This is a genomic window from Rothia sp. HSID18069 (assembly GCF_003989155.1).
Lineage (GTDB): Bacteria > Actinomycetota > Actinomycetes > Actinomycetales > Micrococcaceae > Rothia > Rothia aeria.
Map to the genome: position 1 here is coordinate 819,990 of NZ_RBMG01000001.1, position 24,332 is coordinate 844,321.

The following is a 24,332-nucleotide window of genomic DNA, read 5'->3' on the forward strand; positions in this document are numbered from 1 at the left end:
TTCAGGCGGGAGAACGTGGAGAGGCGCAGTTTACGTGAAGCAAGAACCGTACCGGGAAGCCCCTTACGCGCGTCGAGCCTACGTGTTGGGGCACCCTATTGGGCATTCTCTCTCACCCGCCCTGCACCGTGCGGCTTACCGCTATGTGGGTGATGATGACCTTGAGTATCAGCGCCAGGACACCGTCCGTGAGGACCTTCCCGGGATTTTTGCTGAGGTCAATCACCCCGCTGGCACGCCCGAGGCTCCTTACATTGCTGGGCTGTCGGTGACAATGCCGCTCAAAACTGCCGTGATTGAGTACTGTGACGAGCTGACGGAGCTGGCGCGTATCACCGGGGCGGTGAATACGGTGTACATCAACGGGTTGAAAGTCATTGGGCATAACACTGATGTGGCTGGTATTGTGAATGCTCTGCTTCAGGCTGGGCTTGACCCCGCGCCACAACGTGAGCGGCCCGCTGTTGTGGGTGGGGGAGCGACGGCCATTTCGGCGCTAACAGCTCTGCACCGGCTGGGGTACGGTGGTGTGGATCTGTATGCGCGTTCTTTGCATAAACTCGCCGATGTACACGCGGTAGCCGACCGCCTGGGGGTTCAGGTGACCCCTCAGCCTTTGGCGCAGCTCCCGGCTGCGGTGTCGGCTTATAACCCCGTCATCTCGACTTTACCCGCACGCGCGGCAGATGCGTGGGCGCAGAATATGGGAAAGCTTGCTGCGGGTTCCCTCCTGCTTGATGTTGCCTACGACCCGTGGCCTTCACTGCTTGCCAGCGAGTGGGAAAAACGCGGTGGCACGGTGGTTTCCGGTTTGGAGATGCTTCTCTACCAGGCTGTGGAGCAGGTTCTTATTTTCACACGGCGCACCCCAGACGATACGGAGAAACTTGGGATGCTGAACGCCATGTGCGCCGCCGTGGGGCTTGCCCCGCGTGAACATCTGCCGCAGACATTCGTCTAATACCCGTTCGACTTTATACACTTAAAGCACTAATAGTTATGCCGCGCACCTCAACACACCGGTGCGGGTGATTGAAAAGAGGTAAACCTTATGGCTCTGCGCTGGCTCACCGCCGGAGAATCTCATGGTGAGGCGCTCGTCGGCATTATTGAGGGCGTTCCTGCCGGTGTTGAACTGACGAGCGAGATGGTGCGTGACGCGTTAGCTCGCCGCCGCCTTGGTTACGGGCGTGGTGCCCGCATGAAATTTGAGGAAGATAAGGTGCGTATCCTCGGTGGGGTGCGCCACGGGGTGACTCAGGGCGGCCCGATCGCCCTTGAAATCGCCAATACCGAGTGGCCTAAGTGGGTTGATGTGATGAGCTCAGACCCGGTGGATCCGGCCCTCATTGAGGGGCGGGCACGTAATGCGGCGCTCACCCGCCCCCGTCCTGGGCACGCAGATTTTACGGGCATGCAGAAATACAGCTTTGCTGAGGCCCGCCCGGTGCTTGAGCGCGCCTCGGCACGGGAGACCGCAGCCCGCGTGGCGTTGGGGGTTGTGGCGGCGCAGGTGCTTAAAGCGTTGGGGGTTGAGCTGGTCTCGCATACTGTCGCTGTTGGCGGCGTGCACGCCCCCAACGGGGCGCCTGTTCCCACCCCAAACAATGTGCAGAGTCTTGATGCTGACCCGCTTCGTTGTTTTGATGCCACAACATCGCAGGCCATGGTGGCGCGTGTTGATGAGGCGCATAAGGATGGTGAGACTCTCGGCGGTGTGGTTGAGGTACTCGCGTACGGTATGCCTCCCGGGTTAGGGTCGTATGTGCACTGGGATCGTCGTTTGGATGCGCGTCTTGCTGCTGCTCTCATGGGTATTCAGGCGATTAAAGGTGTTGAGGTGGGCGATGGTTTTGCAACCGCCGACCGCCCCGGTACTGCTGCCCACGATGAGATCTCGGTGGGGGAGCACGGGGTGAAGCGGGATACGAACCGGGCCGGCGGCATTGAGGGCGGTATGAGCATTGGCGATCTGCTGCGGGTTCGTGCGGCTATGAAACCGATCGCAACCGTACCGAAGGCCCTCAAGACTATCGACACCTCCACAGGCGAGCCTGCGACAGCGCATCATCAGCGTTCAGATGTGTGTGCCGTGCCCGCTGCGGGGGTGGTTGCTGAGGCAATGGTTGCACTTGTGCTGGCACAGGCGGCACTTGAGAAGTTCGGCGGCGACTCCATGGGCGAAACCCGCCGCAATATGGACGCTTATTTGGCTGCCATTCCCGAGTCATTGGCGTGGGAGTCTAATGTGGCCGGATGGGACGCATAGCCGTGTCTGGGCGCGAGCAGAACACCCCCGCGAAGAGTGGCTTCGCGGGGGGCTCTGCCGCATCTTCTGCCACGGCGCGGGTTATTCCTTCCAGCCCGTTAGCGCGTATTGCGGCGGCAACACAGAAGCAGCCGCAGCCTCCTGAGCCGCACCACCAGGTTCAGCAGGTGCAGGAAGAAGCCCCATCCGCCGTGCCCCGGCCGGGTTCCTGGCTAGACCGTGGCTTCTCTCGGGCCGCAGAGAACCCGGCAGACTCTTCACCCGCTGGCGGTGAGGAAAAAACCTCAGCTGAGAACGCTCCCGCCCAGGAAACTGGGGTGGCATCCGCTAAGACACCCCCCACTGTTGCGCAGACACCCAAGACCGCTCCTTCGTTCGCGGCTATTGCGGCGCGTGTTGCTGCGGCTTCTCGGCAGAAACCGGAACCAGCCGTGAACAGCGCACAACCGGCTCTTTCCGAGGAACAGGTACACGAAAATCCCGGTGCGGAGCATAAAGACACCGACGGGATGATCCACCCTCAGCAGGTGCGCGAAATGCAGGAAAGTTTCGCTGAAATGACCAGGCCGATTGTGCTCATTGGGCCTATGGCTGCCGGGAAAACCTATATTGGCACGCACCTGGCGCGGTTTTACGGATACGAATTTTTAGATGCCGACCAGCTGATTGTGGAGCGTTACGGGGAGGTCTCTGAGATTTTCGAGATTTTCGGTGAGGCACATTTCCGTGAGCTAGAGGTGAAGGTTATTGAGGAGGTTCTCACCTCCCCGGCATACCGTAATACCGTATTTTCTTTAGGCGGTGGGGCACCCATGACCGATGCCGTGGCGCAGCTGCTGCGCGGGCAGAACGTGGTGTATATTCTGGTAGACGCCCCAACCGTTGAGCCGCGCATTACCGGTTCAAAAACCCGCCCGCTGCTACAGCCTAACCCCGTGCAGCGGTGGAGCGAGATTTTTGAGCACCGCCGGGAACGCTATGAGTCGTTGGCGACGTACACGCTTGATGCGCGCGGCGCTCGGCCTATTGGGGTGATGGCGGCAGAAATCCAGAGTTTTGTTCTTGCATCTCGAAAGGAAAACCTTAAACATGACCGAGGCTAAAACTGCTGCTTTCGGAGCTTCAGGCGGGCAAGATATCACCTACATTTCGGTGACCGGCAACGCACCCCGCGAGAACTATGACGTGCTGGTGGGGCACAATCTGCTGAGCAAAATCCCGGAGATTCTGGGAAATCAGGCGAAGAAAATCCTGGTGATTCACCCCCGGGCGCTGCGTTCCACCGGGGAGCTTGTGATGGAGGATCTGCGGAAGGTCGGGTACCAGTCGTTTAGCGCCGAAATTCCGGATGCTGAGGAGGCAAAACACCACCAGGTGGCGGCGTTCTGCTGGCAAGTTTTAGGGCAGAACGATTTTACGCGTACCGATGCGATTATTTCGGTGGGCGGCGGGGCTATTACCGATGTTGCCGGGTTCGTGGCGGCAACCTGGCTACGGGGTGTGCGGGTGATTCATATTCCGACCACGCTGCTGGGCATGGTGGATGCGGCCGTGGGCGGGAAAACAGGCATTAACACTGCCGAAGGTAAGAACCTGGTGGGCGCTTTTTGGCCGCCGGCCGCTGTGCTGTGTGAGATTGGGACGTTACGGACCCTACCTGAGCATGAGCTGCTCACAGGCATGGCTGAGGTGGTGAAATGCGGTTTTATCGCTGACCCGCAGATTCTCGACATTATTGAGGGTAACCCTGAGAAGATCCGTGATTCACAGTCTGCGGTAGTGCGGGAACTGATAGAGCGCGCAATCCGGGTGAAAGCCGAGGTTGTTTCTGAGGATCTACGTGAATCTGGTCGGCGAGAAATACTCAACTATGGGCATACGCTGGGACACGCGGTTGAGCATGCAGAACGGTACCAGTGGCGTCACGGCGCAGCGGTTGCGGTGGGTATGGTATTCGCGGCGGAGCTGTCGCTTGCGGCCGGGTACGCGGATGAGGCCCTCGTGGACCGTACCCGCAGTATTCTCACGTCACTGGATTTGCCGGTTTCGTACCGTGGGGACCGGTGGAAGGATCTGTTGGATACGATGCGGCGTGATAAGAAGTCGCGTGGGGCGATCCTGCGGTTTATTGTGTTGGAGGGACTGGCAAGGCCGCGAGTGTATGAGGTTCCTGACGAGTCGATTCTGTACATGACGTACCAGGAGATCGCCGAATAACGCCGCAGTGGGCATATCTGGTGTAGACTGGATGGCGGTATATTTTGCTCATTGATAATTTAGCGCCCGGGCGGGAACTCCCGTGTGGGTGTCGACGACATGAAGGAGAGCCCCTTTTGGCTACTACCACTGACATTAAGAACGGCGCAGTCCTAAAGATCGACGGTAACCTGTGGTCCGTTGTTGAGTTCCAGCATGTGAAGCCCGGTAAGGGCGGTGCGTTCGTTCGCACTAAGCTCCGTAATATTACCTCCGGCAAGGTCGTTGACCGCACCTTTAACGCTGGCGCTAAGATTGAGACCGCTACCGTGGACCGTTCCGACTACCAGTACCTGTACCAGGATGGTGAGGACTACGTGTTCATGGACATGAAGACGTACGACCAGATTAATGTGCCCGCCACAGTGGTGGGGGATGCCGCGAACTACATGTTGGAGTCCCAGACCGCTACTATCGCCATGAACGAGGGAAACCCGCTGTACATTGAGCTTCCCGCTTCGGTGGTGCTTGAGATTACCTACACGGAGCCGGGTTTGCAGGGTGACCGTTCCACCGGTGGCACGAAGCCTGCCACGGTTGAGACCGGCTACGAAATCCAGGTTCCTCTGTTCCTTGAGACCGGCACCAAGATCAAGGTTGATACGCGCACCGGCGACTATCTTGGCCGTGTGAACGACTAATGAATTCCCGTACGAAAGCCCGGCTGCGCGCCGTCGAATCTCTGTTTGAGGCGGATCAGCGTGGGGAGGACCCGGTGGAGGTTCTGCAACGCCGCCGCCTGCACACCGCAGCGCAGATTTCGTCGTACTCTGAGCAGATTGTGCGCGGGGTGCGTGATAGGCGTGAAGAGCTGAACGAGTATCTGAACACGTATGCTCGGGACTGGTCGCTGGAGCGTATGCCCGCAACTGACCGGGTGGTGCTTCTGATTGGCGCCTGGGAGCTGCTGTTTAATGATGATATTCCCGATGCGGTGGCTATTTCTGAGGCGACCGGTTTGGCGCGTGTGCTCTCAACAAATGATTCGCCGAAGTTTGTGAACGGCCTGCTTGATAAGCTGCGCAGGGTCAAACCAACCTTACTGGCGTAACTCTTGACTCGCTGAGGTTCTGATGGCTGAAAACTTAGAGTTTTCAGCCATCAGAACCTCATTTATTTACCCGTGAACCCAAGGGTCGCCTTTGCTGTTTCAGCTTCGGCAGCTGCTTCTTCACGGCTCATGTTCTGGGTGCGGTGCATGACCTCCAGGTTGGTGCGTGCCAGGTTTTTCGCCTGCTCCACCCGGAGCATGAATTCTAGCCAGTCATTGGAACGCATCATGTGCAGCACCGTCGCCGCGTCACGTTCTGCGGTGGGGTTCACCCAGCGACCGGTCTGGACGCGCACCGCCAGCATGGAGCACAGATACCGGCAGTCTTGCACCGCGGGATTGAGGCAGAATGTTTCATCATTAATGGTGGTAATTTTTAGGGTGCTCGCAAAACCGTCGTAGGTGAAAACGTATGAGTCTATTGCTGCGTAGAGGGTGGTTTTTATGCCGTCACCAAGCTCGGAATAGGTAAATTCATACAGGTCAAAGCTCACGTAGGACCGGCGGTAGTACCAGATGGCCCACGCCGTTAGCAGCACCAGGACGCCCCAGAAAACCATGAGGAAAATCGTGTAATCTGATGCGATCCACAGTAGGATGCACAGGATGGTGAGGACGCCCAGCAGGATTGCCGCTAGTACCGAAAGGTATGAGTCACGCTGCACTTTGGTAATTGTTTGTTGAATGCTTTCCGTCGCGGAGGGGGTGTACAGTGCGGTGAGAGCGCGGGTTCTGCGCCGGTTACGTCGTTTGTGGAAGCGGCTGGCTACCCATCTAATGGGTGCCTTAATAAGAAGCTCTAGAAGGAATTCGACGAATACTTCAAGGATCACGCTGATAATCATGCGTGCCACCACCGCGAGAGCTTTAAAGATGGCAGCAAACAGCGGTTCTAGGAGACTATCCACGGGGTGCCTTTCGTCAAGGAATGCATTTACAGCTTACTAAATACCCTGAGGTTGTCTATGCAGAGCCGGTATCGGTTAGCTGCGGTGTGCCCGGCAGAAGAACCTAATCGGGCGGTGGGAGTGTGGTAGGCTGTACTGAGGCAAGAAACCTTTAAATCCGTCCCGTGAGGCGGGGAAGGAGTCGGCTATGAACGGGACAGGTGTACCCGCTGGCAGTAGCGCGCATAATGCGTCCAATGTTGGGCGTACTATCCTTAACGACGATGAGATCCGTCGCGCTCTGACACGTATTGCTTTTGAAATTCTTGAGTCCAATAAAGGCACCGATCACCTGGTGCTTATAGGTATTCGCTCTCGCGGCTACCCCTTGGCACAGCGCCTGGCGCAGCGTATCCAGGCCAATGACTCAAATTTTGATCTCGAAGATGGCTTGGGCGCCCTTGATATTACCCCGTACCGTGATGACCTCACCGATGAGGAATACGAAAACCGCAGCGCGGGGGAGTCCCTGATCCCGGCGGGTGGTCTTGACGGCAAACATGTGGTTCTTGTTGATGATGTTTTGTACTCCGGTCGCACCGTCCGGGCCGCTTTGGATGCTCTTAACGAATACGGGCGTCCGGCCCTGGTGCGTCTTGCCGTGTTGGTGGATCGCGGACATCGGCAGCTCCCAATTCGCGCCGACCACGTGGGGAAGAACCTTCCAACCAGTGCCGCAGAGAAGGTTCGCGTGGTGCTTGAAGAAACGGATCACGCCACAGACCGCGTCGATATTATTCAGCTGGAAGGACAGCTTTCATGAAACACCTGCTTGACACCCGCGATCTCACACGAACTCAGGCCATCGAAATTCTCGATGTTGCTGACTATATGGCACAGGTTAAGGCAGAAAACCGGAAGCTCAATGTGCTCGCCGGTAAGACTGTAGTCAATCTTTTCTTTGAAGACTCAACACGTACCAGGCTGTCCTTCGAATCCGCCGAGAAACGTCTGGGCGCCGATATTACCAATTTTGCGGCGCGTGGTTCATCGGTTTCTAAGGGAGAATCTCTCAAAGACACTGCTCAGACTCTCAAAGCGATTAGTGCGGATGCCTTCGTGATTCGTCATTCAGCCTCGGGTGCTCCGCAGCGTCTTGCCGAGGCCGGGTGGACCGATATTCCCGTGCTGAACGCGGGGGACGGTACGCATGCGCATCCAACGCAGGCTCTTTTGGATGCGGTTTCGCTGCGCCAGTTCAAGGCCCAGCGTGATGGTCTGGACTCGCCGCGAGGAACCGATTTAAGCGGTATGCGCGTGCTGATTGTGGGGGATATTCTGCACTCTCGGGTGGCGCGGTCGAACCTGTGGCTGCTGAAAAACCTGGGGGCCGATGTCGCTTTCGTGGCTCCACCCACGCTGCTGCCGGTGCATACCGAGCGGTGGAAGCAGGATTGGGGACTTGAGGTTTTCCACGATTTCGATGACGCAATCGCTACAAAACCTGACGCGGTGATGATGCTGCGCATCCAAAAAGAGCGTATGAACGCCGCCTATTTTCCCTCAGCAGAGGAATATACCGCCCTGTGGGGACTCACCAAAGAACGTTTCGAGAATCTGCTGGCGCAGCCTCAGGAAGTCGCAATTCTGCATCCCGGCCCCATGAACCGCGGGCTGGAGCTGTGCGCCGAAGCCGCTGATTCTCAGAACGCTTGGGTGCTGCGCCAGGTCAGTAACGGCGTGGCGGTTCGCATGGCGGTGCTGTACCTGCTCTTGACCGACGGGTCAAGCGAGAAACTATACTCCGGCGACGAATCTTAACGCTATCCGAAAGAAGGAATATACATGAGCACGTACCTTATTAAAGGCGCCTCCCTACTGGGTGAGCGCGTTGCCGATATCCTGATTGAGGACGGCAAAATTGCACGTATCGGCCAGGATTTAGAGGCCGCAGACGCTCAGGTCGTTGATGCCTCCGGTCAGATTGCACTTCCGGGTCTGGTCGATATTCATACTCACCTGCGCCAGCCCGGATATGAGGCTTCTGAAACCGTTGAGACCGGTACTCGCGCGGCGGCTTTAGGCGGCTACACGGCTGTTTTTGCGATGGCGAACTCGCTTCCCGTTGCAGATACCGCAGCCGTAGTTGAGCAGGTTGACCGTCTGGGTAAAGAGTCCGGTTGGTGCCGTGTGCAGCCCATCGGCTCAGTGACCGTTGGGCTGAAAGGCGAATTCCTCTCAGACATTGGTTCTATGGCGACCTCTGAGGCGAAGGTTCGTGTGTTCTCGGATGACGGCATGTGCGTTTACGATCCGGCGATTATGCGCCGCGCCCTTGAATATGTAAAGACTTTTGACGGTGTGATCGCCCAGCACGCGCAGGAGCCCCGCCTCACTGAGGGCGCTCAGATGAACGAGGGCAAGGTTTCCGCCGATCTGGGGCTTACCGGCTGGCCCGCTGTGGCGGAAGAAGCTATTATCGCCCGCGATGTTCTGCTGGCTGAGCATTTGAACTCGCGTCTGCATATTTGCCACCTCTCAACTAAAGGCTCGGTCGAGGTTGTGCGCTGGGCTAAGTCTCGCGGCGTGCAGGTAACCGCCGAGGTTACCCCGCACCACCTGATTCTGACCGATGAAAAGGCGCGCACCTACGACCCGATTTTTAAGGTGAACCCGCCATTACGCACCGAAGAGGATGTGCTTGCTCTGCGTCAGGCTGTTGCCGACGGCATTATTGATGTTATTGGTACCGACCACGCACCGCATCCGGCAGAAAGCAAAGAATGCGAGTGGGCGTGTGCTGCAAATGGTATGACCGGTCTTGAGCAGGCTCTCTCGATTATTCAGATGACCCTTGTGGAGCCGGGGCATATTACCTGGGCCGATGTGGCACGGATTATGAGTGAAACTCCGGCGAAAATTGGCAGCCTGGATGCTGAGCAGGGCCGTCCGCTTGCCGAAGGTGAACCAGCAAATATCGTGTTGGTTGATCCGAAGGCTACCCGTGTGATTAAGCCTGAGGAGCAGGCTACGAAGGGCAAGAACAACCCGTATCGCGGGATGGAGGTTCCCGGTGCCGTGCGCGCAACCTTCTATGCGGGGCATCCGACCGTTTTGAACGGCGAGCTTGCAAGCCCGCGCCGGTAGGTTTGAACGTTCCACTATATTCGGGGCAAAACCACCACAGTACACCGAGAAGAAAGAAGAACCGTGGAAAAACTGATTCCCACCCTTATCTGCGTTGCCGTGGTGGCGCTGTGTTTCTTCGGTATTTGGCGCGGCTGGAAATCCCGGCTCAAGCGGCAGTCCACAATGTTCGGTTCGCTCAAAGACGTCCCCGAACGCTACGACGGGCTTGAAGCCGATGCGGCGTTCGAGGGGGAGTATGTGAGCACTACGATGTTCGGTGACGCACTGAACCGTGTGGGATTTGACCAGCTGGGGTTCAAAACAAAATCCACGCTCCTGATCTACTCGGACGGCATTATTTTCACCCGCAATGGTGCTAAAGACCTGTGGATTCCCGCGAAGAAACTTGCGGTGATTACTACTGGCCAGGGTATTGCGGGCAAAGTGGTTGAGCGTGACGGGCTGCTGCTGATTGGGTGGACGCTTGATGGGCACCGCGTGCAAACCGGGTTCCGCACCCGCTACGCCAGCCAGAAGGCAGAGGCACTTGCACGGCTGCGCGGGATCGCCCCGGAAGCCGTTGATACGTTGGCGGGCTGGTCAGCCGCTAAGGATAGTGTTTTGTAAGGGTCCGCGTTCACCCACCACACACATATACAGTCAAAAGAATAAATATTCCCCTGTGGCGCCAGTGCAGAACCAGCGGGGGAGTCCACGAGAATAAGAGGAAGAAGAGCATGACAGTATCGACACGCTCCGGCGCGTTACGCACAGGCCGCGCCCTGCTCGTCCTGGAAGACGGCACCATCTACCGAGGGTACGGGTACGGGGCAACCGGCGCATCTCTCGGCGAGGCAGTATTCTCCACCGGCATGACCGGCTACCAAGAAACCCTCACCGACCCCTCCTACGCGGGCCAAATCGTGGCACAAACCGCCCCGCACATCGGCAACACCGGAGTGAACACCACCGACGCCGAATCCCGCAAAATCTGGGTCGCCGGGTACGTGGTGCGCGACGCCGCACGTGTTGCCTCCAACTGGCGCTCCGAACGCACCCTCGAAGAAGAACTCATCGAACAGGGTATCGTTGGCATCCAGGGGATCGACACCCGCGCCCTCACCCGCCGCCTCCGCTCACACGGGTCAATGCGCGCCGGAGTCTTCTCAGGACGCCAAGCCAACCGACCCGACGAAGAACTCCTCAGCGAAGTACGCGCATCCGAACCCATGGCTGGCCGTAAACTAGCCGACTCGGTCACCATCGACAAAGCCTACACAATCGAACCGCACGAGCACGGATGGTTCGCCCCGCCCATCGCCTCAATTGTCGCCCTCGACTTAGGCATTAAAGCCATGACACCCCAGCGTTTCGCAGAACGCGGTGTGCGTGTGCACGTGCTGCCCGCCAATGCCACCCTGAACGACATTTACGCCCACAACCCCCAAGGTGTGTTCTTCTCCAACGGCCCCGGCGACCCCGCAACCGCCGACGAACAAGTAGAACTGCTCAGGGAGGTTCTGCGTAAAGGCACCCCATTCTTTGGCATCTGCTTCGGCAACCAGCTTCTGGGACGCGCCCTCGGGTTCGGCACCTACAAGCTGCCCTTCGGGCACCGCGGCATTAACCAGCCCGTCATGGACAAAACCACCGGGAAAGTTGAAATCACCGCACAAAACCACGGGTTCGCCGTCGATGCGCCCCTTGACGGGCCGGTCCAAGCCCCCGTTGAAGAATTTGGGCGCGTAGAAGTGTCCCATGTTGGCCTCAACGACAACGTAGTAGAAGGCATCCGCTGCCTCGACATCCCCGCGTTCTCCGTCCAATACCACCCGGAAGCGGCAGCAGGCCCGCACGATGCCGCCTACCTTTTCGACCGCTTCATTGAGCTCATGACCGCCACCGAACACCAGACCGCAAAGGAAGCCTAAATGCCACGTCGTACCGACCTTAACAGCGTTCTCGTCATCGGCTCCGGCCCGATCGTCATCGGCCAGGCGGCAGAGTTCGACTACTCCGGCACCCAAGCTCTGCGGGTGCTTCAGGAAGAAGGGGTGCGCGTCATCCTCGTGAACTCCAACCCCGCCACCATCATGACCGACCCCGAGTTTGCCGACGCCACCTACATTGAGCCGATCACCCCCGAGGTCATCGAAAAAATTATCGATAAAGAACGCCCCGACGCGATCCTGCCCACCCTGGGCGGACAGACCGCACTCAACGCAGCCATCTCACTGGATGAGCGGGGCATCCTCAAAAAATACGGGGTAGAACTTATCGGCGCGAATATTGCCGCCATTAACCTTGGCGAAGACCGCGAAGCGTTCAAAGGCGTCGTTGAACGCGCAGGCGGCGAATCGGCCCGCTCCATTATTGTGCACTCCATGGAAGAAGCGCTAGAAGCAGCTCAAGAGCTGGGCTACCCCATGGTTGTGCGCCCCTCCTTCACCATGGGCGGGCTCGGCTCCGGTATGGCCTACAACGAAGAAGACCTGCACCGCATCGCTGGCGCGGGCATCCAGTATTCGCCTACCTCCGAGGTGCTGCTCGAAGAATCCATTCTCGGGTGGAAAGAATACGAACTTGAAATGATGCGCGACAAGAATGACAACGTCGTGGTCGTGTGTTCCATCGAAAACTTCGACCCGGTCGGCGTGCACACCGGCGACTCCATCACCGTAGCACCCGCCCTCACCCTCACCGACCGCGAATACCAGAAACTGCGTGACATCGCCATTAACGTGATCCGCGAAGTCGGGGTTGATACCGGCGGCTGCAATATCCAGTTCGCCGTAGACCCCAAGACCGGGCGCATTATCGTGATCGAAATGAACCCGCGTGTTTCACGCTCCTCAGCGCTTGCTTCCAAAGCAACCGGGTTCCCGATCGCTAAGATCGCAACTAAACTCTCGCTGGGCTACACCCTGGATGAGATTCCGAACGATATTACCCAGAAGACACCTGCGTCCTTCGAGCCGACCCTCGACTATGTGGTCGTTAAGGTGCCGCGTTTCGCGTTCGAGAAGTTCCCCGCCGCTGATCCAACCCTCACCACCACCATGAAATCTGTGGGTGAGGCAATGGCGCTGGGCCGTAACTTCACCGAAGCACTTCAGAAAGCCATGCGCTCGCTGGAGCAGAAGGGGTCCTCTTTCTCGTTCACTGCGGTGGAGAGGACCGAAGAGGAGCTTGCCGAGCTGATCGAGAAGACTAAGGTACCCACCACCGAGCGCATCTACCAGGTGCAGCAGGCGCTTTTGGCCGGTGCCACGGTTGAGCAGCTGTTTGAGGCAACGAAGATTGACCCGTGGTTCTTGGATCAGCTGGTTCTGCTGAATGAGGTGGCTCAGTTGGTGCGCGAGCACCGTGACCACCTTGACCCTGAAATCCTGCAGTTGGCAAAGCGCCACGGCTTTTCCGACCCGCAAATCGCAGAGATTATCGGTTCTTCTGAGGACGTTGTGCGCGGTGTGCGCCACGCTTTGGGTATTCGCCCTGTGTTCAAAACCGTTGATACTTGTGCCGCCGAGTTTGAGGCATTTACCCCGTACCATTACTCCAGCTATGATGCTGAGGATGAGGTCGCAGACCACGAGACCCCCTCTATTATGATTCTGGGGTCGGGGCCGAACCGTATCGGCCAGGGTATTGAGTTCGATTATTCCTGCGTGCACGCTTCACTGGTGCTGCGTTCGCTGGGGTACGAGACGGTGATGGTGAACTGTAACCCGGAGACCGTTTCGACTGACTACGATGTTTCGACTCGCTTGTATTTTGAGCCGCTGACGTTGGAGGATGTGCTCGAAATTGTTGAATCAGAGCGCCGCACGGGCGGTTTGTTGGGTGTTTTTGTGCAGCTGGGCGGCCAGACCCCGCTGAAGCTTGCGAAGGCCCTCAAAGATGCCGGGGTCCCGATTTTGGGCACTACTCCCGAGGCTATTGACCTGGCTGAGGACCGCGGTGAGTTCGCGCGCGTGCTGGAGGAAGGCGGCCTGATTTCGCCAAAGAACGGCACCGCATACACCTTCGAGGGCGCCAAACGTGTTGCCGACGAGATTGGGTACCCGGTGCTGGTTCGTCCCTCCTATGTGCTGGGCGGGCGCGGCATGGAGATCGTCTATGATGAAGCGAACCTTGCACGCTACCTTGAAAACGCGACCGAGGTTTCTCCCTCTCAGCCCGCACTCATCGATAAGTTCCTGGAAGACGCTATCGAGATTGATGTGGATGCGCTCTTTGACGGCACCGAGCTCTACTTGGGCGGTGTCATGGAGCATATTGAGGAGGCTGGCATTCACTCCGGCGATTCTTCCTGCACTTTGCCGCCAATTACTTTGGGTCCCGATGTGATCGCCAAGGTTAAGGAAGCAACTGAGGCTATTGCGCGCGGCACCGGTGTGCGGGGCCTGATTAATATTCAGTTTGCCTACGTCTCTGAGAATCTGTTCGTGATTGAGGCGAACCCGCGTGCTTCCCGCACCGTTCCATTTGTTTCGAAGGCGACCGGCGTGCAGTTGGCGAAGGCGGCCGTGATGATCGGTTTAGGGAAGAGCATTGCCGAGCTGAAAGCGGAGGGACATCTGCCGAATAGCATGGATGGTGCGTCTTTGCCACAGAACACCGCAATCGCGGTTAAGGCTGCGGTTCTGCCGTTTAGCCGCTTCCGCACCCCTGAGGGTGTGGTGGTTGATTCTCTGCTCAGCCCAGAAATGCGCTCGACCGGCGAGGTTATGGGTCTTGATACCCATTACGATACCGCCTTCGCGAAGGCCCAGGCGGGTGCGGGTTCGCCACTGCCGACCGAGGGTAAAGTTTTCGTGTCGGTGGCTAACCACGATAAGCGCAATGTGATTATTTACGCCAAGATGCTGGAACAGCTGGGCTTTGAGATTGTCTCGACCGGTGGCACCGCAGATGTGCTTCGCCGCAATGGCGTGAACTCTACGGTTGCTTCCAAATTTGCGGAGGCAAACGGTCAGCATTCAATTGTTGATATGGTGCGCAATGGTGAAATCGATCTGATTTTGAATACGCCCGCCGGTGGTGCGGCTCGCAGTGACGGCTACGAGATCCGTGCGGCAGCGGTCAGTGTAGGATGCCCCGTGATGACCACGATTTCGGAGTTCGCGGCTGCTGTTCAGGCTATTACCGCGCTGCGTGAGCACAGTTGGGGGATTATTAGCTTGCAGGAGCATAACGAGTACCTGCACACCGCTAGCTCTGGCGAGCAGGAAGACAGCAATCAGGTGCGTGAGGGGGAGCTCTCATGATCCCATTCGGCGATCGTCTTGCCGCTGCGATGGATGAGCGCGGCCCGCTGTGTGTGGGCATTGACCCGCACCCGGACCTGCTGCAGGCGTGGGGTTTGGAAGATTCTGCAGAGTCTCTGCGTACCTTCACCACGGCTGTCTATGAGGGATGCGCCCCCTACGCCGCAGCGCTTAAACCCCAGGTTGCCTTGTTTGAGCGTCACGGCTCTGCGGGCTTGGCTGTGTTGGAAGAGCTTTTTGCTCGCGCCGCCGAAGACCGGGTTCTGATCGTGGCGGATGCAAAACGCGGCGATATCGGCTCGACCATGAAAGCCTACGCGGATGCCTGGCTTAGCACCTGCTCACCGTTGGGTACGGATTCGGTCACTTTAAGCCCTTATTTGGGGTTTGAGTCGCTTCGCCCCGCACTGGATGCAGCAGCCGCGAACCAGCGCGGAACTTTTGTGCTGGCGCTGACCTCGAACCCTGAGGGTAAGAGCGTGCAGCATGTGGGTAAGACGGAAGATACCGGTGCTGTAGCGAAGCAGATTATTGCCGCAGCCACCGCTGAAAATACCGCGCAGACATGGGAACGTATGGGCTCGTGCGGCCTGGTGGTGGGCGCTACCGTGGGGGAGGCCCTCCACGATTTGGCGATAGATTTGAGCGCCTTTAACGGCCCTATTCTTTCGCCGGGGTACGGTGCCCAGGGCGCGAGTGCTAAAGACCTGTACCGGGTGTTTGCGGGTGTTGAATCCCAGGTATTGGTGAATTCCAGCCGTGGGGTGCTCTCAGCAGGCCCACAGGTTGCCGATCTGGCACAGGCAGCGCAAATGGCTCGTGCGGATCTTGTGGCAGCGCGCGGATAGACAGCTGCCCTCATATACGGTTGGTGCCCGGTGGTTTTAGAACACCGGGCACCAACTGTATCGGGGCGCTTTTATTTTGAAAAATTATTCAGATAGTGTTCAAGAAACTATAACACTCTGATATGGGGAAACAATCTTAATCCTCAGCTCAAAACCTCATAAATATTCAATATTTCACTCTGTTTATTCACCCGTAAAATAAGAACCTTTGGCATATTCAACAAAAGTAATACATTCTCTATAGTTTCAATCGATGAAGCCTTCCGGTATAGAGATAGTGGAAACCGCCACTTTTATAGTCTTTAAGCTATCGTGAAGCGGCCTTCGGCAGCTTCGATTCCACAGTATGTTTTTATTTATACTCGCGCTATCTGCGCGGTTAACTTGAAGCTTCTTGATTGGTTCTATCCGTACCAGGGTTTTAATCTTTGGAACATCGCGGAACGGTACTCTCGTCGGGTTTTTGTGGAGGTTGAGGTACCCGAACCTGTCGCTGGTGCGGCGTGGCGCTGCCCCGCGCTCGCAGGCGTTTGTTAGTGTGATTAGTGGATGGAGTGAGTAGTTGTGCAGTGTGAGGCCCTCCACCTACTAAAGTATGTGAACTATGGCACACTCGAAAGGCCCAAACAGGCCGTTTTTCTGGCGTGGAGTTTCTGTGACCAACTATTTCAAAGATTTATAAATATTTTTTCTGCACTGATTTTTCCGCGTATTTCCGCCAAAACTACACCAAATCTTTATAAACCGTAATCCCTAAAATAACGTTTTGGTAAAAATGAGTCGTTCCGGCGTGCTAACTTATAGGCATAGATATTACTTCTTCCGCAGATGGGAGCCCTTCGTGCCGCTATCTCCGTTAACCGAGCAGGCGCGCGCAGACGCGCGTGAGAAAGCACTCTTAGCTCGTACACACCGTCAAGAAATTAAGCAAGCACTTACTAATCGTGAACTTACCGTACGTCAGGTTCTTGACATGATCGACACTGACCCTGCCCTGGCTAAAATGCCGGTGGGGCAGATGCTTCGTGCGCTACCCGGTATTGGGGCCGTGCGGGCTACAAAGATTATTTCTGAACTAGAGATTGCACCAACACGCCGCCTAGGTGGTTTAGGCGTGCACCAGCGGCGTAAAATGGTTGAGTATTTTAATCGTCACACACGCTACTTTGACCGCGCTCGACGGGTCAAAAAGGATAACTAATGACCGCTAAGCCTACTCTTACCGTCTTGGCCGGACCCACCGCTGTGGGTAAAGGCACCGTATGCCAGTACATTCGTGAACACTACCCGCAGGTGTGGTTCTCTGTATCGGCAACCACACGGGAACCGCGGCCGGGCGAAGAGGAGGGCGTGCACTACTACTTCGTCTCTATGGATGAGTTTGACCGCATGATTGATGAGGGGCAAATGCTGGAGTACGCGGTGGTGCACGGTAAAAATAAATACGGCACCCCCCGCGCTAAAGTGCAGCAGGCGTTGGATGCTGGCCGCCCGGTGATTCTTGAGATTGACCTGCAGGGTGCACGTCAGATTCGTAAGTCTATGCCGCAGGCGCAGCTGGTTTTCCTAGCGCCGCCAAGCTGGGAGGAGCTGGTGTCCCGCTTGACGGGGCGCGGCACCGAGTCAGAGCAGGAGCAGCAGCGCCGTCTTGAGACCGCAAAAGTTGAGCTTGCCGCCGAGAGCGAGTTTGATGTGACCGTGGTAAACGATACGGTTGAGCGGGCGGCACATGAAATTGCCCAGCTCATTGGGGCCGAGCCCGCACAGTAGCCCATCTGCTGCTCTGATAGAGTGGGTGTACCTGCTGCCGTGGCGTGCTCAAGCTAACCGTGCCAGGTACAGCCTGTACGTGATTTTTGGGTTGTGACAGGGTAGAATAGTTCTTTAGTTTTGGCTGAACCCGCATCACATGGGTGTCGGCACTGAAGAAGAACACAACATATATTGGAGTTTCTGTGGCAAACGAAACCAAAGAGGACTACAACTTCGTCGATGGCACCGCGCCTGAGGGTATTGTGAACCCCAGCGCCGATGCGCTGATTGAGAAGGCGGAGTCTAAGTACGGCCTGGTGATTTTCGGTGCCCGCCGTGCCCGCCAGATTAATGCATACTACGCAAACCTGCAGGAGAACACCGGTGAGCATGTTGGCCCGCTGGTTGATTCCGAACCGAATGATAAGGCCCTGTCGGTTGCCATGCGTGAGATTATGAGCGATCAGATTGTTGCTGAGCACATCCCCGACGGTCGTTTTGATGAGAACGGCCAGCTGGTACACGAGGACTTCTCGGCAGCTATGCTCGGTATTGATGAGGCTGACTTCATGAGCGCCGCCGTTGAGGAAGAGTACATTCCTGCGGGCACCGAAGAAGTCATTGCGATTGAAGAGGTTGTTCTCGACGACTCCGCTGAGTAAGGATTTTATTTAATACCATGCGCATTATCGTTGGTATTGGAGGGGGCATCGCCGCGTATAAGGCGGCGATGCTCCTTCGTCTTTTCGGTAAAGCCGGGCACGAAGTAATTGCTATGCCCACCAATACCGCCCTTGAGTTTGTGGGTAAACCAACCCTTGAGGCGCTCAGCGGCAACCCTGTGCATACGAGCGTCTTTGAGCAGGTTCCGCAGGTGAATCATGTGCGCCAGGCTGAGCTTGCGGATGCGGTGGTTATTGCCCCGGCAACCGCCGATTTATTGGCGCGGTTAGCTTCTGGGCGGGCTGATGATTTGCTGTCTGCTACGGTGCTGACCACGCATGCCCCGGTGATTCTTGCCCCGGCAATGCACACGCAGATGTGGGAGCATCCGGCCACCCGGGAGAATGTGCGTATTCTGCGTGGGTACGGGTATCACCTGATTGAGCCTGCCGTGGGCCGTTTAACGGGGCCAGATTCTGGTGTGGGGCGCCTACCGGAGCCTGAAGATATCTTTGAGGCGGCACAGCGTGTGATTGCAGAGTTCCCAAAAGGGAAGGAGCATCCTTCGCAAACTCCGGGGTACGCACCAACGCACCCGGTGCACGCTGGTTCAACGGAAGACTCTGACAGTTTATCTGCGCCAAGCATAGAACCTGAGCCTGGGCTTCTGGCGGGTAAACGCATCGTTATTACCGCCGGGGGCACCCGTGAGGCACTGGACCCGGTACGTTTTTTGGGGAACCGTTCAACCGGTAAACAGGGCGTAGCGTTGGCGCAGGCTGCCCGCGATATGGGCGCTTCGGTGCACCTGATTGGTGCGAACCTTGAGGTGCCCGCCCCCGACGGTGTTGAGCTGACCCGTGTGGTGAGTGCCGCCGACCTGCAGTGGGCGGTGCTGGAGTCAATCTCCGGCGCGGATGCGCTGGTGATGTCCGCGGCGGTGGCCGATTTTCGCCCGGCGGATTACGCTGAGTACAAGATTAAGAAAACTGCTGACCCCGACGATAACCCGGTGATTCGCCTGGTGCGTAACCCGGATATTCTGCGTGAGGTGGTTCAGCGCCGCCAGCAGCTGGGGAACGGGCCGCGCCTGATTGTTGGGTTTGCCGCCGAAACCGGTTCACCAGATAAAACCCCGCTTGAGCTGGGGCGTGAGAAGCTTACCCGTAAAGGCTGCGATTTTTTGGCGGTGAACACGGTGGGTATCAGTCAGGGGTTCGGAACTGATGAGAACACTGTGACGCTGATTTCTTCCCTCACTGATGAAGCCCCCGTTTTTTCGGGGTCTAAGGAGGAAGTATCACGGGGTATCCTCACCACCCTTGCAACATATTTATGAGCTTCTGTGCGCGGTTGAGCGTCACAGTCCGTAATATTTGTGACAAGACTTCATAACGGCCCCGTGCACTCCTCGTGCCTGAGAAACAGAGTAGAGTAAAGACCATGAGCACTAATTCCCATTTGCGCCTGTTCACCAGTGAGTCGGTGACTGAGGGCCACCCAGATAAGATTTGTGACCAGATTTCAGATGCTATTCTTGACGGCATTATTGCCCAGGACCCGGTGGCGAACGTTGCCGTTGAGACAATGGTGACAACCGGTCAGGTTCATGTTGCCGGTGAGGTAACCACTTCTAGTTACGTTGAGATTCCAGCGATTGTGCGTGAAACAATCTTGGGTATTGGTTATGACTCTTCAACCCGTGGTTTTGATGGTGAGTTCTGCGGCGTCTCGGTGTCGATCGGCGAGCAGTCACCCGATATTAATGCGGGCGTGTATGAGTCGCTTGAGGCCCGTACCGGTGTGGCCGTTGATGACTATGACCGGCAGGGTGCGGGAGATCAGGGCATCATGTTTGGGTATGCATCGAACGAGACGAACGTGTTCATGCCCGCCCCGGTGTGGCTGGCGCATCGGCTCTCTGAGAAGCTGACAAAGGTGCGTAAGAACGGCACCCTGGTGAATCTGCGACCCGACGGCAAAACCCAGGTAACACTGGGGTATGACAGCAATAACACCCCGGTTTCGGTGGATACGATTGTGGTCTCTACACAGCACACAGCTGACTATGATCTTGCCGATTTGGCGGCTGATGTGAAGAACCAGGTGATTTTGCCGGTGCTCTCCGGGCTGGAACTTGATACCTCGAACACGAAGTTCATTATTAACCCGGCGGGCCGTTTTGTGCAGGGCGGCCCCGTGGGGGATGCAGGTTTGACCGGCCGTAAGATTATTGTTGATACCTACGGCGGTTCGGCGCGGCACGGCGGCGGCGCTTTCTCAGGGAAGGACCCGTCGAAGGTGGACCGCTCGGCGGCGTACGCCATGCGCTGGGTGGCGAAGAACGTGGTTGCGGCCGGGCTGGCGGATCGGGCTGAGGTTCAGGTGGCGTACGCTATTGGCCAGGCATCCCCGGTGGGCCTGTACGTTGAGACGTTCGGCACTGAGAAGGTTGATCCGGCGAAGATTGAGAAAGCTATTCGTGAGGTCTTTGATTTGCGGCCGCTGGCTATTATTAATGACCTTGATCTGCGCCGCCCCATCTATAAGAAGACCGCCGCGCACGGCCATTTTGGGCGCACCGAACCGGAGTTCACGTGGGAGCGTCTTGACCGTGTTGAGGCTCTACGTTCGGCGGTGTCAGCCTCGTAATGCCGTACCCCGCTGACGAGCGGTTAAACGCCACTTCTGGTGCGCGTGAGCAGCAATCCCTGCAGCAGCCTGATCTGTTGCAGGGATTTCCTGCCATTGCTGATGCCCTGTATGCTTCTGCCCCCCAGCCGCCGCAGGACCCTCATGAGGCTCTTGCGGCTAGTGGTGTGCCGTTCCCGGTGGCGCGGGTGCGGGTTGATAGTACGTTGCCGCATCTTGATAGGGTGTTTGATTACCGGGTGCCTGAGAAGATGAGTGAGGATGCGGTGCCGGGTGCGCGGGTGCGTGTGCATTTTAATGGGCAGCGGGTGAGCGGCTTTATTACGGAACGTGCCGAATCTACAGATTATCCACAGCGCCTGTTGCCCCTACTAGCGGTACTTTCGCGGGTTCCGGTGGTTGCGCCCGAGGTTTTTGAGCTGGCTGAGGCGCTGGCTGACCGGTACGCTTCAACGGTGGCGAATGTGCTTCGGTTGGCGGTGGCGCCGCGTATTGCCGCACTGGATAAACGTTATGAGGGGCACCTGCCGGGGTTCTCTGAGCTGGCCGGTTTGGGCAATGGTGACCCTGCGGCGGAGAACGCCCCGGATACGAATAATTATGCAGATGGTGCTGAAGAAGCTCCCAACACACCCGAGACGACGGGTAGCGCCGATGCTGCCCAGATTGAGGCGGTACGTGCGTTTCTGCTGGGCGGGTTCGCCCCGTTTACTGCGGATCCGCCCGGGCTGTGTGATACGTCGGCTTTTGACGACTACGAGAACGGCCCGGAGTTTATGGCCGATCTGGCGGATGGGGAGCCAGCACGCGCGGTGTTGAGTGTGCTGCCGGCGCATCCTGAGAATGATTGGGCTGATTTGTTGGCGGTTGCACTGGTGGCGTGCGCGGCGGGTGGCCGTGGCGCTATTGCGGTGGTGCCCGATCAGAAAAGCCTTGACCGTCTTGAGGCGGCGCTGAGTGAGCGCGCCCCGGCGAGTTTGTTTACACGGCTAAGCTCTGGGGAGGGGCCGCACAGCAGGTATCACGCCTATGTGAAGGCACGGCTGGGGCTGGTTCCTATTGTGATTGGTACACGCGCGGCTGCGTATGCGCCGGTGGCTCACCTGGGGCTGGTGGTGTGTTGGGATGATGGGGATTCCTCACTGGTGGAGCGCCGCGCCCCGTACTGCCATGCGCGTGATGTGCTGCTGCTGCGGGCGCAGGCTGCGGGGGCGGCGGCCCTGTTCGCGGGGTATGCCGTCAGTAGCGAGGCGGCGCGGCTGGTGCGTACCCGCTGGGCGTCTCACCTGGTGGCGCCGCGGCAAGTGGTGCGTGAGTTTTCGCCGCGGGTGCATTCGACGGGGGATGAGTACCAGCTGGCGCGTGACCCGTTGGCGGCGGTGGCGCGTATTCCGCAGTTGGCGTTTATTGAGGCTCGTAAGGCGTTGCAGCGTGGCCCGGTGCTGGTGCAGGTTGCACGCGCTGGGTATGTGCCGTCGTTTTCGTGCCAGTGGTGCCGTATGCCTGCCAGGTGCACGGTGTGCCGTGGCCCGCTGGCGCTTTCGCATGGTTCGGCGGTGCCGGGATGCACCTGGTGCGGGCACCTGGCGCAGCAGTGGCGGTGCACGGAGTGCGGTTGTGAACGGTGGCGTTCTGGTGCTGTGGGTGCGCTGCGCACAGCGGAGGAGCTGGGGCGGGCGTTCCCGAACGTTCCGGTGGTTTCTTCGGCGGGGGATCATGTGCGTGCCTTTGTGGGGGCTGAGCCTGCGCTGGTGGTGGCCACCCCCGGGGCTGAGCCGGTTGCTAAGGGCGGTTACGCTGCGGCGCTGCTGCTGGATGCGGATGCGATGCTGCGTTTTGATTCTTTGCGCGCCCCAGAGGCCGCGTTGCGGCGCTGGTTTAATGCGGCGGCGCTGGTGCGTTCTGCGGCGCAGGGCGGGGTTGTGGTGACAACGGCGTCACCCTCGCCGGTGGAGCAGGCGCTGGTGCGGTGGGACCCTGCTGGGTTCGCCCGGTTTGAGCTGGATGAGCGGTCACAAATTGGGCTGCCCCCGGCGGTGCGCACGGCGGCTATTACGGGCGCTGAGGATGATGTGCAGGCGTTCCTGACGGAGCTGAACCTGCCAGAAGGTGTACGCGTGACCGGGCCTGTGCCGCTGGATGAAGATTTCTTCGCGTACCAGTCTGTGCATGCCGGTGTTGAGAGCGGGGGAGAGGGCGATATATCTGAGTCTTCACCGTCAGGGGCCGAGGATGCAGTACCTGGGGACTGGCGCGCTATTCTCTTCTTCACCTATGCACAGGCGCCGCAGGTTACCCATGAACTGCGTTCCGTGCGTGCGGCGCTCTCGGCACTCAAGCGTGTCGGGGCGGTTCAGGTCCGCTGTGATGGTTTGGATGTTGTCTAATCACTAAGCTTCATTCTAGCTGCCATTTACTTTACTCTAAAAGTTATAGAAATATTTCATACATATATGAGTTTTTCTCGAAGAAGGTGCCATACCGAAGATACGTAGCTGGTGGACGGCGCCACACCGCTCGCCGACGTAACGCGCGCTGGACCTCGAAGAGTTTCCCAATTCGGAAAACTACGAAACCATCGTCGGCTTTAGATTGATCAACTTTTGGTGTCTAAACAAAGCGATACAGTAGAAAAATATAATCAGCCGCAGAAACCATCCGAAAAACTTAAAAAAATAAATTTCAAGGACAAATCATGATAGCGAATACCGAACCACAAAAATACGCCCGCAGCCTGCACGCACCCATCAGCTTGGGCACAACTTCAGACGACCGCTTTATGCCTCGCGGCTACCTCACGCATTTCGCTACTCTGCCGCAATTGGTATTGACCGAAAAGCTGGACGGGCAAAACAACTGCTTCGCCGCCCACGGTCTTTATGCCCGCAGCCATGCCGCCCCCACCCAACATCCGTGGGACAAACCGCTGCTGCAACGCTGGCAGCACATCAAAGACGACTTGGGTGACCTCGAACTTTTCGGCGAAAACATGTACGGCATCCACTCCATCGCCTATTCGCAGTTGGAAAGCTATTTTTACCTGTTTGCCGTCCGCCGCGGCGGACATTGGCTGTCGTGGGAAGAAGTCAAATTCTATGCCCAGCTGTTCGACTTCCCCACAGTCCCCGAACTTCCCATCGTGCATCCGCTTGCCGACTTCACCCAAAAATACACCGACGAAGACACCGCTTTGGAGCAATGGCTGCTCGCCAATTTAGGTGCAACATGGACAGACAGCGTGCAAACCGCAGGCAAACTCGGCGGCTACGACCCGAAAACAGGCGAAGCATGCAGCGAAGGCTTCGTCATCCGCAACGCCGCTGATTTTGCCACCAACAACGGTAACCTGCCCGTACAGTCCAACGAGTTTGACAATCTCTTTAAACTTGTTCGCGCCAAACACGTTAAAACCGATGTGCATTGGACAAAAACTTGGAAGCCCGCCCGTCTTATCGATTATGATAAATACCATTGGCAAAGCTGGCAGTTTCAGACGGCCTGAAACCCGTATTTAAATGAAAAATATTATAATTCGATAACTTAAATAAAAAGAAA

The 24,332-nt window shown here is 57.5% G+C and carries 21 protein-coding genes; 20 read left to right on the forward strand and 1 reads right to left on the reverse strand.

All coding sequences use genetic code 11. The features are described from left to right. Nucleotides 1-34: 34 nt before the first annotated feature. The 6 genes from D8M41_RS03660 to nusB all read left to right on the forward strand — a co-directional run bounded on the left by D8M41_RS03660 (nucleotide 35) and on the right by nusB (nucleotide 5,576). Entirely contained in the window at nucleotides 35-961 is a 927-nt protein-coding gene (locus D8M41_RS03660; RefSeq protein WP_006887254.1) for a shikimate dehydrogenase, read from the forward strand. 90 nt (nucleotides 962-1,051) lie between these two features. Further along, the gene (aroC, locus tag D8M41_RS03665) at nucleotides 1,052-2,269 is read left to right on the forward strand and encodes a chorismate synthase (RefSeq protein WP_006887128.1); all 1,218 of its coding nucleotides are present in this window, start codon (nucleotides 1,052-1,054) and stop codon (nucleotides 2,267-2,269) included. Further along, the gene (locus D8M41_RS03670; protein ID WP_232617516.1) at nucleotides 2,257-3,372 is read left to right on the forward strand and encodes a shikimate kinase; all 1,116 of its coding nucleotides are present in this window, start codon (nucleotides 2,257-2,259) and stop codon (nucleotides 3,370-3,372) included. Before aroC ends, D8M41_RS03670 begins: the two co-directional genes overlap by 13 nt. After that, nucleotides 3,359-4,486 carry a 3-dehydroquinate synthase gene (gene aroB, locus D8M41_RS03675; protein WP_006887144.1) on the forward strand — a complete coding sequence of 376 codons (1,128 nt, stop codon included), beginning with the start codon at nucleotides 3,359-3,361 and terminating at the stop codon, nucleotides 4,484-4,486. The genes D8M41_RS03670 and aroB overlap by 14 nt, the downstream gene beginning before the upstream one ends. 116 nt (nucleotides 4,487-4,602) lie before the next feature. Next, the gene (gene efp, locus D8M41_RS03680) at nucleotides 4,603-5,166 is read left to right on the forward strand and encodes an elongation factor P (RefSeq protein ID WP_006887304.1); all 564 of its coding nucleotides are present in this window, start codon (nucleotides 4,603-4,605) and stop codon (nucleotides 5,164-5,166) included. After that, nucleotides 5,166-5,576, forward strand: a complete 411-nt coding sequence (gene nusB / locus D8M41_RS03685; protein ID WP_006887232.1) for a transcription antitermination factor NusB — start codon at nucleotides 5,166-5,168, stop codon at nucleotides 5,574-5,576. Before efp ends, nusB begins: the two co-directional genes overlap by 1 nt. A gap of 62 nt (nucleotides 5,577-5,638) precedes the next feature. Here nusB and D8M41_RS03690 read toward each other — a convergent pair whose 3' ends face one another. Continuing rightward, complete coding sequence (locus D8M41_RS03690; protein WP_126926423.1) at nucleotides 5,639-6,484, reverse strand: hypothetical protein; 846 nt, start codon at nucleotides 6,482-6,484, stop codon at nucleotides 5,639-5,641. A gap of 187 nt (nucleotides 6,485-6,671) precedes the next feature. Between D8M41_RS03690 and pyrR the strand changes: the two genes are divergently transcribed. The 14 genes from pyrR to D8M41_RS03760 all read left to right on the forward strand — a co-directional run bounded on the left by pyrR (nucleotide 6,672) and on the right by D8M41_RS03760 (nucleotide 24,279). Beyond that, the gene (gene pyrR / locus D8M41_RS03695) at nucleotides 6,672-7,286 is read left to right on the forward strand and encodes a bifunctional pyr operon transcriptional regulator/uracil phosphoribosyltransferase PyrR (RefSeq protein WP_037234499.1); all 615 of its coding nucleotides are present in this window, start codon (nucleotides 6,672-6,674) and stop codon (nucleotides 7,284-7,286) included. After that, nucleotides 7,283-8,284, forward strand: a complete 1,002-nt coding sequence (locus D8M41_RS03700; protein WP_037234497.1) for an aspartate carbamoyltransferase catalytic subunit — start codon at nucleotides 7,283-7,285, stop codon at nucleotides 8,282-8,284. Before pyrR ends, D8M41_RS03700 begins: the two co-directional genes overlap by 4 nt. Nucleotides 8,285-8,308: 24 nt before the next feature. Further along, complete coding sequence (locus tag D8M41_RS03705) at nucleotides 8,309-9,610, forward strand: dihydroorotase (RefSeq protein ID WP_037234495.1); 1,302 nt, start codon at nucleotides 8,309-8,311, stop codon at nucleotides 9,608-9,610. 63 nt (nucleotides 9,611-9,673) lie between these two features. Next, nucleotides 9,674-10,219: a PH-like domain-containing protein gene (locus D8M41_RS03710; protein ID WP_126926424.1), complete on the forward strand. Its 546-nt coding sequence runs from the start codon at nucleotides 9,674-9,676 to the stop codon at nucleotides 10,217-10,219. Between the two features lie 110 nt (nucleotides 10,220-10,329). After that, on the forward strand, nucleotides 10,330-11,523 hold the full coding sequence (gene carA / locus D8M41_RS03715; protein ID WP_126926425.1) for a glutamine-hydrolyzing carbamoyl-phosphate synthase small subunit: 1,194 nt from the start codon (nucleotides 10,330-10,332) through the stop codon (nucleotides 11,521-11,523). Beyond that, entirely contained in the window at nucleotides 11,524-14,862 is a 3,339-nt protein-coding gene (gene carB, locus D8M41_RS03720; RefSeq protein WP_126926426.1) for a carbamoyl-phosphate synthase large subunit, read from the forward strand. Then, nucleotides 14,859-15,710 (forward strand): orotidine-5'-phosphate decarboxylase, encoded by an 852-nt coding sequence (gene pyrF, locus D8M41_RS03725; protein WP_126926427.1) that lies wholly within the window; start codon nucleotides 14,859-14,861, stop codon nucleotides 15,708-15,710. The genes carB and pyrF overlap by 4 nt, the downstream gene beginning before the upstream one ends. A gap of 841 nt (nucleotides 15,711-16,551) precedes the next feature. Continuing rightward, nucleotides 16,552-16,911: an integration host factor, actinobacterial type gene (mihF, locus tag D8M41_RS03730; RefSeq protein WP_006887219.1), complete on the forward strand. Its 360-nt coding sequence runs from the start codon at nucleotides 16,552-16,554 to the stop codon at nucleotides 16,909-16,911. After that, nucleotides 16,911-17,480: a guanylate kinase gene (gene gmk / locus D8M41_RS03735; RefSeq protein ID WP_006887171.1), complete on the forward strand. Its 570-nt coding sequence runs from the start codon at nucleotides 16,911-16,913 to the stop codon at nucleotides 17,478-17,480. Before mihF ends, gmk begins: the two co-directional genes overlap by 1 nt. A 185-nt stretch (nucleotides 17,481-17,665) precedes the next feature. Further along, nucleotides 17,666-18,124, forward strand: a complete 459-nt coding sequence (gene rpoZ / locus D8M41_RS03740; RefSeq protein WP_037234483.1) for a DNA-directed RNA polymerase subunit omega — start codon at nucleotides 17,666-17,668, stop codon at nucleotides 18,122-18,124. 17 nt (nucleotides 18,125-18,141) lie between these two features. Next, nucleotides 18,142-19,464 (forward strand): bifunctional phosphopantothenoylcysteine decarboxylase/phosphopantothenate synthase, encoded by a 1,323-nt coding sequence (locus tag D8M41_RS03745; RefSeq protein WP_023133042.1) that lies wholly within the window; start codon nucleotides 18,142-18,144, stop codon nucleotides 19,462-19,464. Nucleotides 19,465-19,568: 104 nt separating this feature from the next. Then, nucleotides 19,569-20,777 carry a methionine adenosyltransferase gene (gene metK / locus D8M41_RS03750; RefSeq protein ID WP_023133043.1) on the forward strand — a complete coding sequence of 403 codons (1,209 nt, stop codon included), beginning with the start codon at nucleotides 19,569-19,571 and terminating at the stop codon, nucleotides 20,775-20,777. Continuing rightward, nucleotides 20,777-23,164 (forward strand): primosomal protein N' family DNA-binding protein, encoded by a 2,388-nt coding sequence (locus tag D8M41_RS03755; RefSeq protein ID WP_126926428.1) that lies wholly within the window; start codon nucleotides 20,777-20,779, stop codon nucleotides 23,162-23,164. The genes metK and D8M41_RS03755 overlap by 1 nt, the downstream gene beginning before the upstream one ends. Before the next feature lie 308 nt (nucleotides 23,165-23,472). Then, the gene (locus D8M41_RS03760; RefSeq protein WP_126926429.1) at nucleotides 23,473-24,279 is read left to right on the forward strand and encodes an RNA ligase family protein; all 807 of its coding nucleotides are present in this window, start codon (nucleotides 23,473-23,475) and stop codon (nucleotides 24,277-24,279) included. Nucleotides 24,280-24,332 lie beyond the last annotated feature (53 nt).